Source organism: Mangrovicella endophytica (genome assembly GCF_002893625.1).
Classification (GTDB): Bacteria; Pseudomonadota; Alphaproteobacteria; order Rhizobiales; family Rhizobiaceae; genus Mangrovicella; species Mangrovicella endophytica.
In genome coordinates, this window is the sequence record NZ_PKMZ01000002.1 from 263593 (window position 1) to 280907 (window position 17315).

General features: G+C 65.4%; 21 protein-coding genes. 5 read left to right on the forward strand and 16 right to left on the reverse strand.

All coding sequences use genetic code 11. From position 1 onward, the window contains the following. Positions 1-19: 19 nt before the first annotated feature. The 13 genes from C0R46_RS06795 to lgt all read right to left on the reverse strand — a co-directional run bounded on the left by C0R46_RS06795 (position 20) and on the right by lgt (position 10684). Entirely contained in the window at positions 20-490 is a 471-nt protein-coding gene (locus C0R46_RS06795) for a MaoC family dehydratase (protein WP_102958850.1), read from the reverse strand. After that, on the reverse strand, positions 487-981 hold the full coding sequence (locus C0R46_RS06800; RefSeq protein ID WP_102959240.1) for a MaoC family dehydratase: 495 nt from the start codon (positions 979-981) through the stop codon (positions 487-489). The genes C0R46_RS06795 and C0R46_RS06800 overlap by 4 nt, the downstream gene beginning before the upstream one ends. Positions 982-1059: 78 nt before the next feature. Beyond that, positions 1060-2163, reverse strand: a complete 1104-nt coding sequence (gene ychF / locus C0R46_RS06805; RefSeq protein WP_102958851.1) for a redox-regulated ATPase YchF — start codon at positions 2161-2163, stop codon at positions 1060-1062. A 51-nt stretch (positions 2164-2214) separates the two neighbouring features. Beyond that, positions 2215-2970: an aminoacyl-tRNA hydrolase gene (gene pth, locus C0R46_RS06810; RefSeq protein WP_102958852.1), complete on the reverse strand. Its 756-nt coding sequence runs from the start codon at positions 2968-2970 to the stop codon at positions 2215-2217. A gap of 61 nt (positions 2971-3031) precedes the next feature. Next, entirely contained in the window at positions 3032-3643 is a 612-nt protein-coding gene (locus C0R46_RS06815) for a 50S ribosomal protein L25/general stress protein Ctc (RefSeq protein WP_102958853.1), read from the reverse strand. Between the two features lie 353 nt (positions 3644-3996). Beyond that, positions 3997-4188 (reverse strand): helix-turn-helix domain-containing protein, encoded by a 192-nt coding sequence (locus C0R46_RS06820; protein ID WP_102958854.1) that lies wholly within the window; start codon positions 4186-4188, stop codon positions 3997-3999. Between the two features lie 25 nt (positions 4189-4213). After that, the gene (locus C0R46_RS06825; RefSeq protein WP_198598263.1) at positions 4214-4666 is read right to left on the reverse strand and encodes a hypothetical protein; all 453 of its coding nucleotides are present in this window, start codon (positions 4664-4666) and stop codon (positions 4214-4216) included. A 125-nt stretch (positions 4667-4791) separates the two neighbouring features. Then, positions 4792-5724: a ribose-phosphate pyrophosphokinase gene (locus C0R46_RS06830; RefSeq protein ID WP_102958856.1), complete on the reverse strand. Its 933-nt coding sequence runs from the start codon at positions 5722-5724 to the stop codon at positions 4792-4794. Positions 5725-5905: 181 nt separating this feature from the next. Then, complete coding sequence (locus C0R46_RS06835) at positions 5906-6481, reverse strand: hypothetical protein (RefSeq protein ID WP_102958857.1); 576 nt, start codon at positions 6479-6481, stop codon at positions 5906-5908. A gap of 227 nt (positions 6482-6708) precedes the next feature. Then, complete coding sequence (locus C0R46_RS06840) at positions 6709-7860, reverse strand: M24 family metallopeptidase (RefSeq protein ID WP_102958858.1); 1152 nt, start codon at positions 7858-7860, stop codon at positions 6709-6711. Between the two features lie 6 nt (positions 7861-7866). Beyond that, positions 7867-8676 carry a peptidoglycan editing factor PgeF gene (gene pgeF, locus C0R46_RS06845; RefSeq protein ID WP_102958859.1) on the reverse strand — a complete coding sequence of 270 codons (810 nt, stop codon included), beginning with the start codon at positions 8674-8676 and terminating at the stop codon, positions 7867-7869. Between the two features lie 47 nt (positions 8677-8723). Then, complete coding sequence (locus tag C0R46_RS06850; RefSeq protein ID WP_102958860.1) at positions 8724-9815, reverse strand: class I SAM-dependent methyltransferase; 1092 nt, start codon at positions 9813-9815, stop codon at positions 8724-8726. Continuing rightward, positions 9812-10684, reverse strand: a complete 873-nt coding sequence (gene lgt / locus C0R46_RS06855) for a prolipoprotein diacylglyceryl transferase (RefSeq protein ID WP_102959241.1) — start codon at positions 10682-10684, stop codon at positions 9812-9814. The genes C0R46_RS06850 and lgt overlap by 4 nt, the downstream gene beginning before the upstream one ends. 188 nt (positions 10685-10872) lie before the next feature. Between lgt and C0R46_RS06860 the strand changes: the two genes are divergently transcribed. The 5 genes from C0R46_RS06860 to C0R46_RS06880 all read left to right on the forward strand — a co-directional run bounded on the left by C0R46_RS06860 (position 10873) and on the right by C0R46_RS06880 (position 14327). Further along, positions 10873-11190 carry an accessory factor UbiK family protein gene (locus tag C0R46_RS06860; RefSeq protein WP_102958861.1) on the forward strand — a complete coding sequence of 106 codons (318 nt, stop codon included), beginning with the start codon at positions 10873-10875 and terminating at the stop codon, positions 11188-11190. 447 nt (positions 11191-11637) lie between these two features. Beyond that, positions 11638-12330: an FkbM family methyltransferase gene (locus tag C0R46_RS06865; protein ID WP_245413455.1), complete on the forward strand. Its 693-nt coding sequence runs from the start codon at positions 11638-11640 to the stop codon at positions 12328-12330. Between the two features lie 319 nt (positions 12331-12649). Continuing rightward, complete coding sequence (locus tag C0R46_RS06870; RefSeq protein ID WP_102958863.1) at positions 12650-13150, forward strand: type III secretion system chaperone family protein; 501 nt, start codon at positions 12650-12652, stop codon at positions 13148-13150. Further along, positions 13147-13962, forward strand: a complete 816-nt coding sequence (gene proC / locus C0R46_RS06875) for a pyrroline-5-carboxylate reductase (protein WP_102958864.1) — start codon at positions 13147-13149, stop codon at positions 13960-13962. Before C0R46_RS06870 ends, proC begins: the two co-directional genes overlap by 4 nt. A 2-nt stretch (positions 13963-13964) precedes the next feature. Beyond that, positions 13965-14327: a tRNA-binding protein gene (locus C0R46_RS06880; protein ID WP_102958865.1), complete on the forward strand. Its 363-nt coding sequence runs from the start codon at positions 13965-13967 to the stop codon at positions 14325-14327. Positions 14328-14378: 51 nt separating this feature from the next. On the opposite strand, the gene C0R46_RS06885 is transcribed toward C0R46_RS06880, so the two are convergent. The 3 genes from C0R46_RS06885 to C0R46_RS06895 all read right to left on the reverse strand — a co-directional run bounded on the left by C0R46_RS06885 (position 14379) and on the right by C0R46_RS06895 (position 17046). After that, positions 14379-15728: an ATP-binding protein gene (locus tag C0R46_RS06885; RefSeq protein ID WP_425349873.1), complete on the reverse strand. Its 1350-nt coding sequence runs from the start codon at positions 15726-15728 to the stop codon at positions 14379-14381. A gap of 63 nt (positions 15729-15791) precedes the next feature. Further along, positions 15792-16517 (reverse strand): response regulator, encoded by a 726-nt coding sequence (locus C0R46_RS06890; RefSeq protein ID WP_198598264.1) that lies wholly within the window; start codon positions 16515-16517, stop codon positions 15792-15794. Continuing rightward, positions 16504-17046, reverse strand: coding sequence for a MarR family winged helix-turn-helix transcriptional regulator (locus tag C0R46_RS06895; RefSeq protein ID WP_425349865.1), 543 nt, complete (start codon positions 17044-17046; stop codon positions 16504-16506). The genes C0R46_RS06890 and C0R46_RS06895 overlap by 14 nt, the downstream gene beginning before the upstream one ends. Positions 17047-17315 lie beyond the last annotated feature (269 nt).

Here is a 17315-nt window from a genome sequence, read left to right on the forward strand (position 1 = left end):
GTGACGTGGCGAAGTTACGTCAGTCCGTCGAGCAGAAGGCCGCGCCGTCGCAACTGAACACTGGCTCGCCCCGCTGGTTCACCGCCTCGACATGCGTCTCGACAATGCCCCAGCCCGGACGGCTGGCGGAAAGGCGCTTGCCCGTTACCGTTCGATGATACGTTACGCTGTCGTCCGCCATTACCGGCTTCGGCCAGCGGATGTTGCGGATGCCGGGCGAGGGGCCGAAGTTCGGTGCAGCGTTACCGCCGGCGATCCACGCGGCCGCGATCCGGTCGCGATGATCGACATTGAGGCGCATGTAGATCGCCGCCGTATGCCAGCCCGAGGCGCAGAGGCCGCCGAGCAGCGAGACCTTGGCGGCCTCCTCATCGAGGTGGAACGCCTGCGGGTCGTACAGCGCGGCAAAGCGCTTGATCTCGGCGGCTTCGAAGAGATGCGTTCCAAGGCCGGCGGTTTCGCCCACGACGATGGCGTCGAAGAAGCTCATACCGCGCCTCCCGTCGCGTCGGCCACAACGCCGCTGGACGGTTGCCCGATGCCATCGCGCGTCAGCAGGAGCAGCGTGTATTCGCTATCCATAACGGTCTCGCCGCGCTGGTTTGCGACCTCGGCGCGCAGCTTGGCGATGCCGAGCGCCGGCCGCGACGCCGAGCGCCGCGCCGACAACACCGTCGCCGTGCCTGTAAGGCGATCGTCGGGTCGCACCGGCTTCAGCCAGCGGACGAAGTCGACGCCCGGCGACCCTTGCGAGGTGGAGTCCCGCAGGAAACCGTCGAACATCATCCGCATCATCATGGCGCAGCTATGCCAGCCGGAGGCGGCAAGACCACCGAGCATCGTCGCCGCTGCAGCCTCATCATCGACATGAAAGGGCTGCGGGTCGAACTCGGCGGCAAAGGCGACGATCGCCTCGCGCGTCACATCGTATGGCGCGAGCGGCAGCACCGTCTCGACGGTGAAATCCTCGAATGTCCGCATCGCCATGCCTCCTCAGTCTTCGACCGGCATGCCATCGACCGAGCGCGAGACGAGACAACCCTCGCTGGGGTGGGGCAATCAGGTGTTGAACTTGAACATCATGATGTCGCCGTCCTGGACGACATATTCCTTGCCCTCGTCGCGCGCCTTGCCGGCCTCTTTGGCCGCCACTTCGCCGCCGAGCGTCACGAAGTCATTGTAGGCGATCGTCTGGGCACGGATGAAGCCGCGCTCGAAGTCGGTGTGGATCACGCCGGCGGCGCGCGGCGCCTTCCAGCCGCGGTCGATCGTCCAGGCCCGGGTCTCCTTCGGGCCGACGGTAAAGTAGGTGATGAGGCTGAGGAGGTCGTAGCCGGCGCGAATCAGCCGGTCGAGGCCGGGCTCGGTGAGGCCCATCGCCTCCAGATAGTCGCCGACCTCGTTCTCGGGCAGCTGGGCGATCTCGGCTTCGATGGCGGCGGAGATGATCACGCTGCCGGCGCCCTGGCGCGCCGCCATCTCCTCCACCGCGCGGGAATGCGCATTGCCGGTGGCGGCATCTGCCTCCGCAACGTTGCAGACATAGAGGACGGGCTTCGACGTCAGCAGGTTGAGGCCGCGCAGGATGGCGAGCTCGTCGGGCGCCAGCGTGGGAAGGAGCGTGCGCACCGGCTGGCCGTCGGTCAGCTTGGCAAGCGCCGCCTCCATCACCGGCAGCACGGCGAGCGACTCCTTGTCCTTGGCACTGGCACGCTTGCGCGTCGCCACGACACGTCGCTCGAGGCTCTCAAGGTCGGAGAGCATCAGCTCAGTCTCGACCGTATCGGCGTCGGCGACGGGGTCGATCTTGCCCTCGACATGGGTGATGTCGTCATCCTCGAAGCAGCGCAGCACGTGGACGACGGCGTCCACCTCGCGGATGTTGGCGAGGAACTGATTGCCGAGGCCTTCGCCCTTCGACGCCCCGCGCACCAAGCCAGCGATGTCGACGAAGGTGATGCGTGTCGGAACGATCTGGGCGGACTTGCCAATCTTGGCGATGACCTGCAAGCGCGGATCCGGCACGGCGACGTCGCCCGTGTTCGGCTCAATGGTGCAGAACGGGTAGTTCGCCGCCTGCGCCGCCGCCGTCTTGGTAAGCGCGTTGAAGAGCGTCGACTTGCCGACATTCGGCAGCCCGACGATGCCGCATCTGAAACCCATGGAAAATCGTCCTGTTGCTGTCTTCGGCCGAGCCTCGCGCCTCGATGGGCGTCAGTCCTTGCGACCGAACATCGTCTTCAGAATGTCCGCCAGCGGCCCTTTGGCGGGCGCTGCCGGCGCCGTCTTCGGCGCGCGAGCCTGACGGATGTGGCTTTGGCCCTTCGGCGGCTTTGCGTCTGACGCAGCACTGCCAGCGCGTGCCGGCGCACTGCCGGAGCCCTTGGCGCCAGCGGGCTCGGTCGAGCCGGTGGCGAGCGCAACGCGTGTCATGAACAGCGCATCATCGCCCTTGGCGATGGCGTCGATGTTGCGGCTGACGGCGTCGAGCAGCCCGTCCACCCAATCGCGATCCGCCTTGGCAAAGTCGGAGAGGACATGCGGGTTCACCCGCTCCTTCGAGCCGGGATGGCCGATGCCAAGACGCACGCGGCGATAATCCTTGCCGATATGAGCATCGATCGATTTCAGACCATTGTGGCCTCCATGGCCGCCGCCGGTCTTCACCCGCACCTTGCCCGGTGCAAGGTCGAGCTCGTCATGAATGACGACGACCTGTCCAGGCTCCAGTTTGTAGAAGCGGGCAGCTTCGCCCACTGACTGGCCCGACAGGTTCATGAAGGTGAGGGGCTTCAGGAGAAGCACCTTCTCGCCGGCGATCTGGCCCTCGGCGATCTCGCCGCTGAACTTCTTCGTCCAGGCGGAAAAGGAGGCGTCCTTCGCGATGCGATCAAGCGCCATGAAGCCGATATTATGCCGGTTGCCGGCATAGCTGGGGCCGGGATTGCCCAATCCTGCGATCAGCAACATCGTCCCGGCTCCCTCATGTCAGAAGATCCCTGGCGTTAGGCCGCCAGGGAGCTGCGCGTCTTTAAGCCTCGGCGCCTTCGCCATCCTCGTCGGCCTCGGACTGTCCGGCAGCCGTGGAGGCGATGGTGGCGATGGTGAAGTCGCGATCAGCGATCGTCGGACGCACGCCCTTCGGCAGCTTGACGGCCGAAATGTGGACGGAGTCGCCGATCTGGAGGCCAGTCAGGTCGACTGTGAAGGCTTCCGGAATGCTGCCGGCCGGGCAGTGGACCTCGACCTCATGGCGCACGATGTTCAGCGTGCCGCCGCGCGTCAGGCCGGGCGCTGCATCCTCGTTCTCGAAGTGGACCGGCACCTGCACCGTGACTTCCGTGCTCTCGGAGACACGGAGGAAGTCGACGTGGACCAGGAAGTCACGGACCGGATCGAGCTGGTAATCCTTGGGCAGGACCTTGATCTGCTCGCCGTTGAGTTCGATCGTTGCGATCGTCGTCAGGAAGCCGCCGGCATGCAGCTTCAGGAACGTTTCCTTGTAGGGGATCGCGATCGGCTGGGGATCTTTCTTGTCGCCGTAGATCACGGCGGGAATCATTCCGTTGCGGCGAAGATGTCTGGCGGCCCCCTTGCCGACCTGCTCGCGCGCCTCGGCCTTGACCGTGTAGGTCTCGCTCATGGCAATGTCCTTTGACTGGGTTGAGGTGGCCGCAACCGGATCATGGATCCGGAAACGACGAAAAGCGGTCCACATGGAACCGCTGTCCTCCGCGCTGCCTCCAAGGGTGTCTGCGCGGACGTCGACCGTATAGCCGAGGGGAATGGCAGGGGCAAGTTGCGGATGCAGCTTGATGACCCAGCGTCAGCCGAGACCTCATTCACGGATCGAGGGCAGGCGCTCCATGACACATGCACCGGAGCGGGCCGGAGCATTCGCAGGCGATCGAATGCACGCTGCGGCGACGACGAAAAGGCGATGCCGTCGCACGCAGCCTATAAGGAGCTTGGCCTCGGCGAGGCCGATACCGCTCGTCAGATCAGGCCAAGGACGATCGACTTCGCCACCGCATGAGTGCGGTTCATCGCCTGCAGTTTGTCGACGGCAGCTGCGATATGATTGTCGACCGTGTAGCGGGAGAGATTGAGCCGACCCGCTATCTCGTCACTCGTCAGACCTTGCGAGACCAGGGCCAGGCATTCCGTCTCGCGCGGCGTCAATGTCATTGCTATCGCGCCACGCTCGGCCTCATCAGAGAACGATCCTCTGGCTGCCGTTCAGGTAGCTCAACAAGCTGCTGAAGATGGCTATCCCGGTATCGTCACTGCTCTTCTTCGCGTGGAGCAGCCCGGCGGCCGCCTCTGCAGCCGCCTGATCGCCGTACTGGGAGCGAAGGAACTCGGCCGCTCGCGCCGTCCGATCCCTCGCCTCGGCAAGCGATTCTTCGGGAAAGCGCTGCCAGTTGATCAAGGCTTGATCGCCGTCGCCGCGGCCCGAGCTAGTGTCGGCACCGTCGCCATCCACGGTGGCATGACCGTCCATACCGTCGTGTCCGTCGACTGTAGCGGCACCGTCCGGGCGAATCTCGCTCGAGCCGTCGCCGTGTGGCCGCATCACGTAGCCGGCTCTGCCGACGATGCCGCTCCCGCCGCTCCAGGCGTTTGCTGCCGCTTCGGCATCTTTATCGGTCGGTCCAGTGTTCATGCATTGCAGCATGCGCTGGCAAGTCTACGAATGCAATAACTTGCATCAGTGCAAGACTACAAACCCAGATCGACGGTTTGCCGTGGGGTAAAATTCGAATATCTACAGGATCCAGGCTCTGGTAATCAGTCGAACAGGCTGGACACCGACTCTTCGGTGGCGGTGCGCTGGATGGCTTCGCCGAGAAGGTTCGCGGTCGTGACGACCCGGATGTTCTCTGCCGCGGTGATCGCCTTGGTCGGCTGGATCGAGTCGGTGATGACCAACTCCTTGAGGCTCGAGGCGCCGATACGTGCCACGGCGCCGCCGGACAATACGCCATGCGTGATATAAGCGGTGACGCTGCTGGCGCCTTGCTCCATCAGCGCGTCGGCCGCATTGCAGAGCGTGCCGCCGGAATCGATGATGTCGTCGATCAGGATGCAGTTGCGGCCGTCGACGTCACCGATGATGTTCATGACCTCCGACTCGCCCGGCCGGTCGCGGCGCTTGTCGACGATGGACAGGGGCGCGTCGAGCCGCTTGGCAAGGGCGCGGGCGCGGACCACGCCGCCGACGTCGGGGGAAACGATCATCAGGTTCGACAGGTCCTGATGCTCCTTGATGTCGCGCGAGATCAGCGGCACGGCAAACAGATTGTCGGTCGGGATGTCGAAGAAGCCCTGGATCTGTCCGGCATGAAGATCCAGCGTCATGACGCGATTGGCGCCGGCCTCGGTGATGAGATTGGCGACCAGCTTCGCCGAGATCGGCGTGCGCCCGCCGGCTTTGCGGTCCTGTCGGGCGTAGCCGAAGTAAGGGATCACCGCAGTGATACGCCGGGCGGATGCGCGCCGCATCGCGTCGATCATGATGAGCAGTTCCATCAGGTGATCGTTGGCGGGATAGGAGGTCGACTGGACGATGAAGACGTCCTCGCCGCGCACATTCTCCTGGATTTCGACGAAGATCTCCTGATCGGCGAAGCGCCGAACCATCGCCTTGCCCAGCGGCAGTTCCAGATAGCGGCCGATCGACTCGGCCAGCATGCGATTGGAATTGCCGCTGAAGAGTTTCATCGCGTTTTTCTCATCGGAGCCGGGGGCAGAAGGGCAGTGTCGCCACAGGGCCTATCGCAGTGCAGCATAGATGGGGCCGTCCTTCTTCGCAGCGCTCCTTAACACCGTCCGAAGAAGATTCAAGGCGGATCGCGGCAGGCACACCCTGCAAGCTGCGACCGCCTTCAAACAGGGTAAAGCCTCAGCCCTGCGCTGCCGCGATACGTGTCGTCTCGCTTAATGTGCGTGTGGCGATGGCGTCGAGGACCGCAGGTCCGACCGCCGTCCAGGGGTCACCGCCGCCGCTGCCGGCAGCCAACTCCTTGCCCTGGATACGATCAATGCGGCGGTCGTTCTGATCCAGAACGTCCCAGACGAAGACGACAGCCGTGCGCCCGCCCTCGTCCAGTGCGGAGAGGTAGCCCTTCAGCCGCAGAGGGGCGCTGGGCCCGCCGGAGGGCCTGATGGTGATCCCTTGCGAGACCGCTGCGCGCGACAGCGCTTGCGCCATCGCGCCTGCCGTTTCCGGCGGCGCACCCACCAGCGGCAAGAACTGGATTTCGGTTGAGACGCCTCCAGCGCGAAGCTCCGGCTCTGCGGCTGCGCTTCTGTTGCTGGACCCGCCGGGCATCTCCATCGGCGGCATGCTGCCGGCGCCGCCGCTCGCCATGTCGCCCGGCGGCGTCATCCCCATGCTCGTATCCGAGCTGCGGCAGCCCGACAGAAGCAGGAGGACGAGGCAAAGCGAACGGCCCGCTCGCGCGCCAGTCAACATCATCGCTCGCGATCCTCTTCGTCTAATGATCCTCCTGCCGGGAGTGCTGCTGCTGAGCATAGCCTCACCGGCGTCGAGCGATCCGCGGATTGCCGAAGAGCATCATTGTCGCGATTTCCGCAACAAAGCCTTAAGAACTGGCCGCGCGAGGGCCGACCGGAAGCCTCGGATCACGCGGCCGCTTTCGCGCCGATCGAATTCCGGCGGCGCAGCGCATGACGACGCGGTGATCAGGAAACGATCGACAGCTCCAGCGGCAGACGCGACAGCGGCTCCGGATCGCCGTCTGTGGTGAGGTATGTGCGCCCGAGCGTCATCGCCGTTCCCGTGTCGGAGTCCATGATGATCATGTGGGCGAAGAGCGTCATGGCGGGCTGGATCGGTTCGGCATTGCCGGATACGAACATCGGCATGTCCATCCAGGATGGCGCGTAGCGGGCACCGAGCGAATAGCCGCAGGCGCTCAGCCGGTGGCGCACCAACTCGTGCTTCTCCATCACCGCAGCATGCGCGTCGAACACGTCGCCGAAGGTCTGGCCCGGCCGCATCATCGCTTCGACGGCCCGCAGGGCTTCGCTGGCGGCTGCGTGCAGTTCCAGATGCCGGTCGCTCGGACGTCCGATCACCACGGTGCGCATCAGTGCCGCGTGATACTGTGCCTTAACGCCGGCCCATTCGAGCGTCAGCTGGTCGTCCTCGTCCAGACGGCGCCTGCCGGACTTGTAGCGGCAGAGAAGGGCATCGTTGCCGGACCCGATGATAAAGGGATTGGCGGGATAATCGCCGCCGGCCTTCAGGATCGATCCCTGCAAGGCGTGCAGGATGTCGGCCTCGTCGGCGCCCGGCTTGATCAGCGGTAGCGCCGCCTCGAAGGCGTCGTCGGCCAGCCGCGCCGCTTCACGTACATAGGCAATCTCGGCGTCGCTCTTGATCGCGCGCAGCATCGGCACGAGCGTCGAGGCGTCCTTCAGGGACGCGAAGGAGCCAAGCCGCTCCTCGACGAGCTTGCCGTTGGCTGCGGTCAGTCCATGCGTCGCCCATTCAACGCCGATCTTGGCGCCGAGCAGGCCCATGTCGTCCAGCATGTCGCGCAGGTCGAGACCTGGATCGGCGGCGCCACGATCGCGCCAGACCACGATGGTCTCGAGAATGGACGTGTGCCGCGCCTGCCGTAAGTCGGCCGAACGGGTGAGGAGGCGCATCTCGCCATCGGCCTTCACGGCAAGGCACTGGAAGAAGCAGAAGCCAAAGGAGTCATAGCCGGTCAGCCAGTACATCGACTCCTGCGCGAACAGGAGCATGGCGTCCAGTTTGCGTTCGCTCATCTCGAGGATCAGCCGGTCGCGCCTGGCCTCGAATTCCTCGCGGGTAAAATGCAGCATCGTCTCTCAGGCCCTGATGGCGATTGCGGCGAGCTGCCGGCCATAGTCCGGCTCGCTGCGATGCGTGGTGCGCCGGAAGGAGAAGAAGCGATCCTCCTCGGCATAGGTGCAGCGGCCGACGAAGCTCGCCTGAACGCCCGCTGCCTCCAGGCGCGCGACGATGAAGGCCGGCAGGTCGAGCTGGCGCTTGTCATCCGAGACGCCGGCGCTGAAAAAGCGGCCATAGGAGGAATCCGCTTCGACGAAGACGGCCTCGCGATCGGCGCCGATCTCGTAATTGGCGGCCGTGATGGTCGGGCCAAGCACCGCGACAATGTTTTCGCGCCTCGCGCCACAGCGTTCCATCGCATCGATGGTCGATTCGAGCACGCCGCCGAGCGCGCCCTTCCAGCCCGCATGGGCGGCGCCGACGACGCCGGCCTTCTCGTCGGCGAAGAGCACCGGTCCGCAGTCAGCCGTCACAACGCCGATGGGAAGGCCGGGCGTCGCGGTGACGATGGCGTCGACCTTCGGCCGCTCCGGCCCGAACGGCGCCTCGACGATGACGGCATCCGGCGAATGGATCTGCCACGGTGTGACGACGTCCGATCCGGTGCTGCCGAGATAGGCGGCCGCGCGCCGGCGGTTCTCGCGCACATCATCACGCCGGTCCTCTGAGCCGAGCCCGGCGTTCAGCCCAGCATAGATGCCGCTGGAGACGCCGCCGCGGCGGGTGAAGAAGGCATGGCGGATGCCGGCCATGCGGGAGAGGGGGCCGGCCGAGAGGACGTCATCCTCGGTCAGCGGCCGGTCAGCCGTTTGCGTATCGTCGAACATGGCGCGGGATGGTGGTGGAGCCACTCGGTGAAGTCAATCACTGGACATTAGCGAAAAGGCGGCAGTTCCATTGGCTGCGACGCGGCCGCCAAGACCTTGAAAAGGCGGCCCATCTCGCCTTCGCCGCTGCCAGCGAGACGGCGTGTCGCAGTCTCGATCGCGCGACCCTCGTCAGCGCCGCCGCGGCGGGCCAGAGCCTCGGCGCGGTCGAGGAGGCCTAGGGTGGCAAGGAATGCCCCCTGCTCGGCGATTGGCGCGACCGCCAGACCACTCGCGGCGAGGATCCGTGCGAGCCGGCTGAAGTCAACATGGCTCGTGATATCGACGAGGCCCGGCTGTGCCAGCGGGTCGGCAAAGGCATGGCGGCGCAGCGCCTGAAGCGTGTCGCCATAGCCGGGCGCGGCGTGGCCGTAATCGATGAAGAGCGCCGCACCGCCTACCGACGCGATGCGGCGGCCGATCGTCGAGGCGAGCGCGTCCCGCTGCGGGGAGAGCTCCAGGATCCCGCCCTCCGGCGGTAGCGGCCAGCGCGCCAGCTCGGCCGAGATCGGATCGCCTTGAAGGTCATGCGGCACGAAAACGAAGCGGCTATCCGGAGCCAGGGCGACGCGGCGCTCCTGCCAGCGCCCGTCATGCGAAACGAACTGGCGGATCGGCGCGGCGTCGAAGAGCTCGTTGCCGACGATGATCGTCGGCATGGCCTCCAGTTCCTCGATCCGGCGCACCCGTCGCAGCGGCAGGTCGAAGCGGTCGAGCGCCTGCAGCTGCAGCGCGGCGAGTCGGTCGCTGGTTTCCACCAGCCGCACCTTCGCAGCCTTGATGAAGTCCGGTTCAAGCCGCAGCACGGTCCGGATCATGTCGATGGCGAGTGTGCCGCGGCCGGGCCCGATCTCGACAAATACGAACGGCGAGGGGCTCCCCAGCGCGCGCCAGGCCGCAACGCACCAGGCGCCAATGATCTCGCCGAACATCTGACTGATGTCCGGGGCGGTGACAAAGTCGCCGGCGCGGCCGAAGGGTTCTGCCTGCGAATAGTAGCCGTGCTCGGGATCGAAGAGCGCGACCGCCCAGTAGCGCTCCAGGGTGATTGGCCCGTCGCGCCGGATCGCTTGCGTGATCTTGGCCGCAGCGCCTGTCACGGGGCCGTCGGTGCGGCGCCCGGCGTCGCGGGCGCGGCATAGCTGCGCGGCTTGGCGGTGATGATGCCCCAGGCTGCGACGAGCAGCATCGGCATCGACAGCACCATGCCCATGGTCAGCCAGCCGCCATAGAGATAGCCGAGCTGGACGTCGGGGATGCGCACGAACTCGACGAGAATCCGGGCGATACCGTAACCGCCAATAAAGACGGCACCGACAAAGCGGGGTTTTCGGAGCATCTTGAAGTGATGCGTCAGGATCCGCAGCACCAGCCAGAGGATGACGCCTTCCATCAGCGCCTCGTAGAGCTGGCTCGGATGGCGCGGTTCTGGACCGCCGGTCGGGAACACCATTGCCCAGGGCACGTCGGACGGTGCCCCCCACAGCTCGCCATTGATGAAGTTGGCGATACGGCCGAAAAACAGGCCGAAGGGCACGGAGGCCGCGACGACGTCGATCAGGCTGAACAAGGGCACGCGATACTGCGCGCAGAAGATGATGATGGCGATGACGACGCCGACGAGGCCGCCATGGAAGGACATGCCGCCTTCCCAGACGCGCAGTGCCGCCCATGGATCGTCGACGTAGCGCGGGAAGTCGTAGAACAGGATGGAGCCGAGCCGGCCGCCAAGAATGATCCCGCCGGTGATCCACAGGATGAAGTCGTCGATGTCAGTCTCTTTGATCGGCGAGACGCCGCCTGGCCAGAGCCTCGGATTGCCGACGAGGGCGCGCCCGTAGAGCCAGCCGCACAGGATGCCGGCGACATAGGCGAGGCCATACCACCGGACCGCGATCGGCCCGAGGTGGATGAGTACGGGATCGATGGAGGGATAGGTGAGAATGCCGAGAGTGGCGATCGGGAGCATCAGGGCCTGATCCGGAGAATGGCGCCGGGCGCCCATTGCGAAGCGGCGCGACCTTGGCTCCTTGGCCCCGGCCGGTCAAGCGCAGACAGCCTGACTTCTGTCTGAAGACGGCCCCGGCTCGACCTGCCATTGCCTTTGCGGATCGGCCTCACTAACTCGAAAGTCTGATCGCTATCCGGAGAGACGCCATGAGCAACCGAGGTCCGAACCGCTTTCTCGACGAGTTCGCGCGGCTGATGACCGATGCCGCCGGTGCCGCGCAGGGCATGCGCAAGGAGGTTGAAGGCGTCTTCCGTGCCCAGGGCGAGCGTCTGCTCAATCAGATGGACCTCGTGCAGCGCGAGGAGTTCGAGGCGGTGCGCGATATGGCGCTGAAGGCCCGCGCTGAGAATGAAGCGCTGAAGAAGCGCATGAGCGACTTGGAAGCCAAGGTCGGTGCGGGAACGCCCACGACGCCGGTGAGCGAGCCCACCATGGGTGACGGTCCGAACATCCCGATGGCGTGAGTCCGGATCGGGACCCGGATCAGCTTCGCCTGTCGTGCCGAGCAGCGCAACTGAACAGGCGGAGCAGCCGAGTGGCGGATGGTGTGTCCTCGCCCGCCTGCTTTGTCGTGCCGTCCGAGCACCTACTCAGGGGTTTTTCGCCCTTCGTCAGGACGAGGGGCGGCCTGCTGCGCTCTGCCGAAGATGACCTCGTCCGATCTTCAATAAAATGCAGGAGACTCCGGTAATAGATTGTTAACCATACCTTTGCTGAACGGGCCATTTAGAGCCTCTTGTAAAGGTTTTCTTAACCCTGGCGCTTGCGCCGACTGCCGTCGCTGCGGCTAATCCTTCCGTCGCGGGAGGATCCTCGCCGCTCAACAGTCGGGTATCGTCATGGCTCTCGCTTCACTGGTTCGTTCTGCTGCGCGCATTGCGCTCGGTGCGGCGTTGCCGCCTGCAATCCTGATGCGTGCTCCCGCACTGGCCGGAACCCGCCTCCTCGCCCGCTACTGGATCGAAGCACTGCTTGGCCGGGGTAGCAGAACGCTGGTCAATGTTGGCGCGTGCGACGGTCAGAAGTTCGATGACGTCACGCCTTGGTTCCGGCGCATTCGCAACGGTCGGGCGCTGCTGGTTGAGCCGATCCCCTACAACCTCGAACGGCTACGCGCGAACTTCCCCGACCGCTCGCGCTTCATGATCGAGCCCGTGGCTATCGCCGACAAGGCGGGGCGGATCACCATCCGCTCCTTCGACGAGGCGGCCCTGGAGGCCGGCACCCTCCCGGCTGAGCTGCAGGGCTGCTCCTCCATCACCTCCACCAACCTCATGCACGGGCGGACCGCCTGGGGCGAGGCGGACAACAACTTCCACTCCTTCGCCGCCTTCCTGCGCGACATGGAGATCGATGCCGAGCGACTGCAGACGGTGCTCGACCGCAACGCCATTGATCGCATCGACGTGCTCCTGATCGATGCAGAAGGCGCGGACTGGATGGTGTTCAGCCAGTTCGACTTCGCGCGCTATCATCCAGACATGATCAAGATCGAGATCGGCGCGCTGGAGGCGGCGGACATCGGGGCGACGGTGCTGCGGCTGAAGCAGAACGGATACAGGATTGGGATCACCGAGGAAGACATCTGGGCTTTCGCGTCATGACGGGCGCGTTTCACCCGGCTGACGGTGCTGCGGTGGCGGCAATCAACAGCTTATCCACTGCTTCGTGCCGCCTTTAAGGATTCGGAAAGGCCTTTTCGCAGAGTCGCTTAACCGGCCGCCGGACTCGGTCCATCGACCGGCGGGATGGCTTCCCCATGAATATTCCCGGCTTCCCCTTAGCGTCATGACTCCGTGCCTATAGACTGATTCTTAACGGTGATTCGCCGCGAGGCGGGTGCGGACCCACCGTTAGGATGCCGGTGCAGCCGCTCGCAGCAGTGCGCTCCGCGCCGGTTCGGCACGAGGAATTGGACAGGGAATGAGCTTCAGCCATACACATGCCGAGCGGCAATCCCACCCCGTCGACGTGGTGGAGCTTGTGGCGTCGGCGCGCGACTGGGCATTCGAGCGATCCTGCGAGGACGAGATCGCCATGTCCGTTGCCGGCCTGTGGGCGGATTACTCCGTGTCCTACTCCTGGCTGGAGGATTGCGAGGCACTGCATCTCGGCTGCGCCTTCGACATGAAGATCCCGGAGCATCGCCTGATCGAGGTGCTGAAGCTCCTGTCCAAGATCAACGAGCAGCTCCTTGTCGGTCACTTTGACCTTTGGATGCACCAGGGCGCTGTGATGTACCGCAACACGCTGCTCCTGTGCGGCGGGGCCGAGCCGACTGGCGAACAGGCGGAGCGGCTGATCTCTGCAGCGCTCGAAGCCTGCGAGAAGTACTATCAGGCCTTTCAGTTCGTCATCTGGTCCAACAAGGACGCAGACGCAGCGATGGCCTGTTCGCTGTTCGAGACGGTGGGTGAAGCGTGAGCACCAGGCTCGGCCGCATCCTGCTGCTCGGCGGCGGGAACATGGGCGGCGCGATGCTTGGCGGCTGGATCGCCGCGGGTATCGATCCCTCTGACGTCCTGATCGTGGACCCCAATCCGGGCGAGGCGGTGCGTCCGCTGATCGAGGAGCGGGGCGTCCGTCTTGCTGCAAGTGTGCCCGCAGAACCGGTGGATGTCGTGGTCGTCGCGGTGAAGCCGCAGGTAATGGCAGACGTGCTGGCAAGCCTCCAGCCCGCTTTGAAGCCCTCGACGCTCGTCATCTCGGTCGCCGCCGGCAAGACCATCGCTTTCATCGAGGCTCGGCTTGGTGCTCGTCCGGTCGTGCGAGCCATGCCGAACACCCCGGCGCTGATCGGACGCGGCATCACCGGTTGCTATGGCAACGAGGCGGTGATTCCTGCTCTGCGGGACGCGACAACGACGCTTCTCTCGGGGAGCGGTCCTGTCGAATGGGTCGACAGCGAAGCGTTGATCGACGTCGTCACCGGCGTTTCCGGCAGCGGCCCTGCCTATGTCTTCCTGCTCGCCGAGGCACTTGCCGCCGCAGGCGCGGCGGCCGGGCTGGAGCCGGACCTCGCGATGCGGCTTGCCCGGCATACAGTCGCCGGCGCCGGCGAACTGATGATCCGCTCCGACAAGGTGCCGGCAGAGCTTCGTCGCGCCGTGACCTCGCCGAACGGCACGACACAGGCCGCCCTGGAAATCCTGATGGCGGACGACGGCCTCAACGCGCTGATGACACGCGCCGTCGCCGCGTCGGTCAACCGAGCACGTGAACTCGCGAAGGATTGAAGATGGCAGGGGCGGCAAGCGAGGCGGTGGAGCGGATCGGTTTCGACGACTTCCTGAAGGTGGATATCCGCGTCGGCACAATCGTCGAAGCTGAACCCTTTCCGGAGGCTCGCAAGCCCGCCATCAAGCTGCGCATCGATTTCGGCGCACCGATCGGTATCAAGCGATCCTCGGCGCAGATCACGGTGCACTACAGGCCTGAGGACCTCGTCGGTCGTCAGGTGATCGCGGTGGTGAACTTCCCGCCGCGCCAGATCGGGCCAGTGATGTCCGAGGTGCTGACGCTCGGCGTTCCGGATGAGCGCGGCGAGGTGGTGCTGCTCGCGCCGTCCCAGAACGTTCCAAACGGTGGACGGATGTTCTGAGCGCCTGAGCTGGGCGTGGCCATCGGCCATTGATGGTCGACAGCCGACGGGTCAGGCCGGCACGCGCACCACGGCGCGAAGGCCACCGAGGGGGCTTTCGGAAAGAAGGATGTCGCCGCCGTGGCTGCGGGCGATGTCGCGGGCGATCGACAGACCCAGCCCGGTTCCGCCCGCATCAATGTTGCGCGCCGTATCGAGCCGCACAAATGGCTTGAAGACCTCCTCGCGATGCTTGGCAGCAATACCAGGCCCGTCATCCTCAACGCTGACGGTCAGCCAGCGGCCCTCATGACGGGCCATGATGCGCAGCCGCGCCGCATGCCGCATCGCGTTTGACACGAGGTTGGTCAGAAGCCGGGTGAAGGAGTCCGGCCTCACGGTGATCCGCGGGTCGCCTGAGAAGCTCGTCTCGATCCGCTTCCCTTTCAGCTGCGCCTCGGTCTCGAAACGGGTCAGCAGGCGCTCCAGGTCGAGTTCGCCGACGTCCTCCGCTGCCTCGCCCTTGGCGAAGGCGAGATAGCCTTCGAGCATGCGCTGCATCTCGTCGACGTCTTCGTTCAGCTCCTTCTGGTCCTCGCCGTCGCCCAGCAACGCGAGCTGAAGGCGGAAGCGGGTGAGGATGGTGCGCAGGTCGTGGCTGACGCCGGCGAGCATGGCGGTGCGCTGCTCGATCTGGCGCTCGATGCGGTCACGCATCTGAATGAAGGCGAGCGAGGCACGCCGCACCTCCGAGGCGCCGCGTGGGCGGAAGTCCGGCGGCATCGGCTGGCCGCGACCAAAGCCTTCGGCGGCCGCCGCTAGCGCCTGGATCGGGCGGATCTGATTGCGCAGGAAGAGAATGGCTATGGCCAGAAGCACCAGCGACGTGCCCACCATCCAGACGAGGAAGATGTGGGTGTTCGACGCATAGGCGGAGTTTCTCCGGGCGAGCACCCGCAGCACCCGATCATCCAGCTGGATGCGGATTTCGACGATCTTGGAATTGCCGACCGTGTCGATCCAGAAGGGGCGCTTGATCTGCCGGGTGATCTCGTCGCCGAGGATCCCGTCGAGGATGTTGAAGAAGGGGCGTGGCGCCGCCTGTGGTAAAGGCTCGGGCGGCAGGACGCTGACATTCAGGTCCAGCGTGTCGCGCGCGATGGCGGTAATGGTCGCGTAGCTCGGATCCTGCGGATAGGCGTCAATCAGTTCGATCACCGCCGCAATGTCCTGCACGACGGCCGCCGACAGGCGTTGCGTAACGAGCTGCCAGTGCCGCTCCATGAAGACGAAGGCGACCACCGACTGCAGCAGCACCATCGGCGCGATGATGATGATCAGCGAGCGGGCATACAGCCCCTTCGGCAGCCAGCGCGTGGCGACGCGCGGCAGCGGGCGCAGCGGACCCTGGAAGAGGTTCAGCCGTGGCCAGCGCTGCGGGATGCCGGCGCGCAGCCTGTCGATGAGCGTCACGGCCGCGAGCCGTCAGTCGACATTGAGGCGGTAGCCGATGCCGCGCACCGTCTGCAGCCACAGCGGGTTGGCGGGATCGCCCTCGATCTTGCGCCGAAGGCGGTTGATCTGCACGTCGACGGTGCGCTCGCCGACCTCGCCCTCGCCGTTGAGGAGGTCGAGGCGCGGAATAGTCTGGCCGGCCTTGGCGGCGAACTGCGCCATGATCTCCTGTTCGCGCTCGGTGAGGCGGATGATGTCGGCGCCGCGGCGCAGCTCCCGGCGTGAAAAGGAGAAGGTAAAGGGCCCGAAGCGCACATGCTCGACCTTGGGCGTCGTCGGCTGCCCGCCACGCTTCAGGATCGCGACGATGCGCAGCAGCAACTCGCGCGGATCGAAGGGCTTGGCGAGATAGTCGTCGGCGCCGGCCTCGAGCCCGGCGATCCGGTCCTCGGTTTCGGCTCTGGCGGTCAGCATCAGCACCGGCGCCTCGCGCTCGGCCCGGAACGAGCGCACCAGCTCGATGCCGCTCTCGCCCGGCATCATGACGTCGACGACGAGGAGGTCGAACTCGAGGCCGCGCAAGATCTTGCGTGCCTCCGCCGCATCGGCGGCCGTCGAGACCCTAAAGCCCCTGTCGGAGAGGAAGCGGGACAGTAGCGAGCGGATGCGGCGGTCGTCGTCAACGACGAGGAGGTGAGGGGAGTCGTCGCCCGGCCGCGACGCCGCGCCATCGAGCAGTGCTTCAACCTCGCTCATTGACGCCATCCTCTTCGATGCCCTGGCGTTCGAACCATTCGCGGGTGCTGCGGCGATCGTTGCCCATCTGCCGCAGGAACTCCGTCACCGAAACATACGGGCCCTGCGTTGCCGCCGCCAGCGCCTGGTCGATGCGGCGGACCTGCGCATGCGAAAGGTCAAGCGCCAGCTTCCGTCCCCTCTCCGTCGGGTAAAGGCGACGCTGCCGCTTGTCCTCCGCTCCGGGCATCACACGCACGAAGCCGCCGTCAACGAGTTGGCGCAGCACCCGCGAGAGCGACTGCTTGGTGATCTGCAGGAGGTCTAGGATGTCGGCAATCGTCATGCCGGGACTGCGGTTGACGAAGTGGAGGATGCGGTGGTGCGCGCGGCCGAAGCCATAGGTCTCCAGGATCGAGTCCGCGTCGGCTGTAAACTCGCGATAGGCGAAGAACATGAGTTCGATCATGCGGAAGTCGATCTCGCCGCGGGTCGGCAGCGGCGTGGAGACGATCGTCTTGGTATCGTCTCCCTCATGATCAGGCGGCACGCGGAGATCCATCAAAATAGGTCAGCACCATTGACGTAATTTCCCTCTATTGTTACACCTCCGAGCCGCAGGAGGAACAGTCTGTCGGCATTCGCATCGTTCCCGAGCGCTCGGCCGTGATCTACGGTCGGTGCCGCGATGCACTGTCTTATCCGCTGCTCCAATCCGGCGACGCCTAGAAGCCGCATCGGCGCGGCGACGGCGTCGGATCACCCGACCGGTCGCATGATGCGGCAGGCCGAGCGTCTGCTCTGTATCGTCATCTGTCA

Excerpts from the sequence above, each read along its gene's own strand:
- ychF (WP_102958851.1), bottom strand. The coding sequence starts at position 2,163 with ATGGGTTTCAGATGCGGCATCGTCGGGCTGCCGAATGTCGGCAAGTCG.
- C0R46_RS06820 (WP_102958854.1), bottom strand. The coding sequence starts at position 4,188 with ATGACATTGACGCCGCGCGAGACGGAATGCCTGGCCCTGGTCTCGCAA.
- C0R46_RS06825 (WP_198598263.1), bottom strand. The coding sequence starts at position 4,666 with ATGAACACTGGACCGACCGATAAAGATGCCGAAGCGGCAGCAAACGCC.
- C0R46_RS06865 (WP_245413455.1), top strand. The coding sequence starts at position 11,638 with ATGCGTGCTCCCGCACTGGCCGGAACCCGCCTCCTCGCCCGCTACTGG.
- C0R46_RS06795 (WP_102958850.1), bottom strand. The coding sequence starts at position 490 with ATGAGCTTCTTCGACGCCATCGTCGTGGGCGAAACCGCCGGCCTTGGA.
- lgt (WP_102959241.1), bottom strand. The coding sequence starts at position 10,684 with ATGCTCCCGATCGCCACTCTCGGCATTCTCACCTATCCCTCCATCGAT.
- pth (WP_102958852.1), bottom strand. The coding sequence starts at position 2,970 with ATGTTGCTGATCGCAGGATTGGGCAATCCCGGCCCCAGCTATGCCGGC.
- C0R46_RS06815 (WP_102958853.1), bottom strand. The coding sequence starts at position 3,643 with ATGAGCGAGACCTACACGGTCAAGGCCGAGGCGCGCGAGCAGGTCGGC.
- C0R46_RS06860 (WP_102958861.1), top strand. The coding sequence starts at position 10,873 with ATGAGCAACCGAGGTCCGAACCGCTTTCTCGACGAGTTCGCGCGGCTG.
- C0R46_RS06800 (WP_102959240.1), bottom strand. The coding sequence starts at position 981 with ATGCGGACATTCGAGGATTTCACCGTCGAGACGGTGCTGCCGCTCGCG.
- C0R46_RS06840 (WP_102958858.1), bottom strand. The coding sequence starts at position 7,860 with ATGCTGCATTTTACCCGCGAGGAATTCGAGGCCAGGCGCGACCGGCTG.
- C0R46_RS06830 (WP_102958856.1), bottom strand. The coding sequence starts at position 5,724 with ATGAAACTCTTCAGCGGCAATTCCAATCGCATGCTGGCCGAGTCGATC.
- C0R46_RS06870 (WP_102958863.1), top strand. The coding sequence starts at position 12,650 with ATGAGCTTCAGCCATACACATGCCGAGCGGCAATCCCACCCCGTCGAC.
- C0R46_RS06835 (WP_102958857.1), bottom strand. The coding sequence starts at position 6,481 with ATGATGTTGACTGGCGCGCGAGCGGGCCGTTCGCTTTGCCTCGTCCTC.
- C0R46_RS06880 (WP_102958865.1), top strand. The coding sequence starts at position 13,965 with ATGGCAGGGGCGGCAAGCGAGGCGGTGGAGCGGATCGGTTTCGACGAC.
- C0R46_RS06890 (WP_198598264.1), bottom strand. The coding sequence starts at position 16,517 with ATGAGCGAGGTTGAAGCACTGCTCGATGGCGCGGCGTCGCGGCCGGGC.
- pgeF (WP_102958859.1), bottom strand. The coding sequence starts at position 8,676 with ATGTTCGACGATACGCAAACGGCTGACCGGCCGCTGACCGAGGATGAC.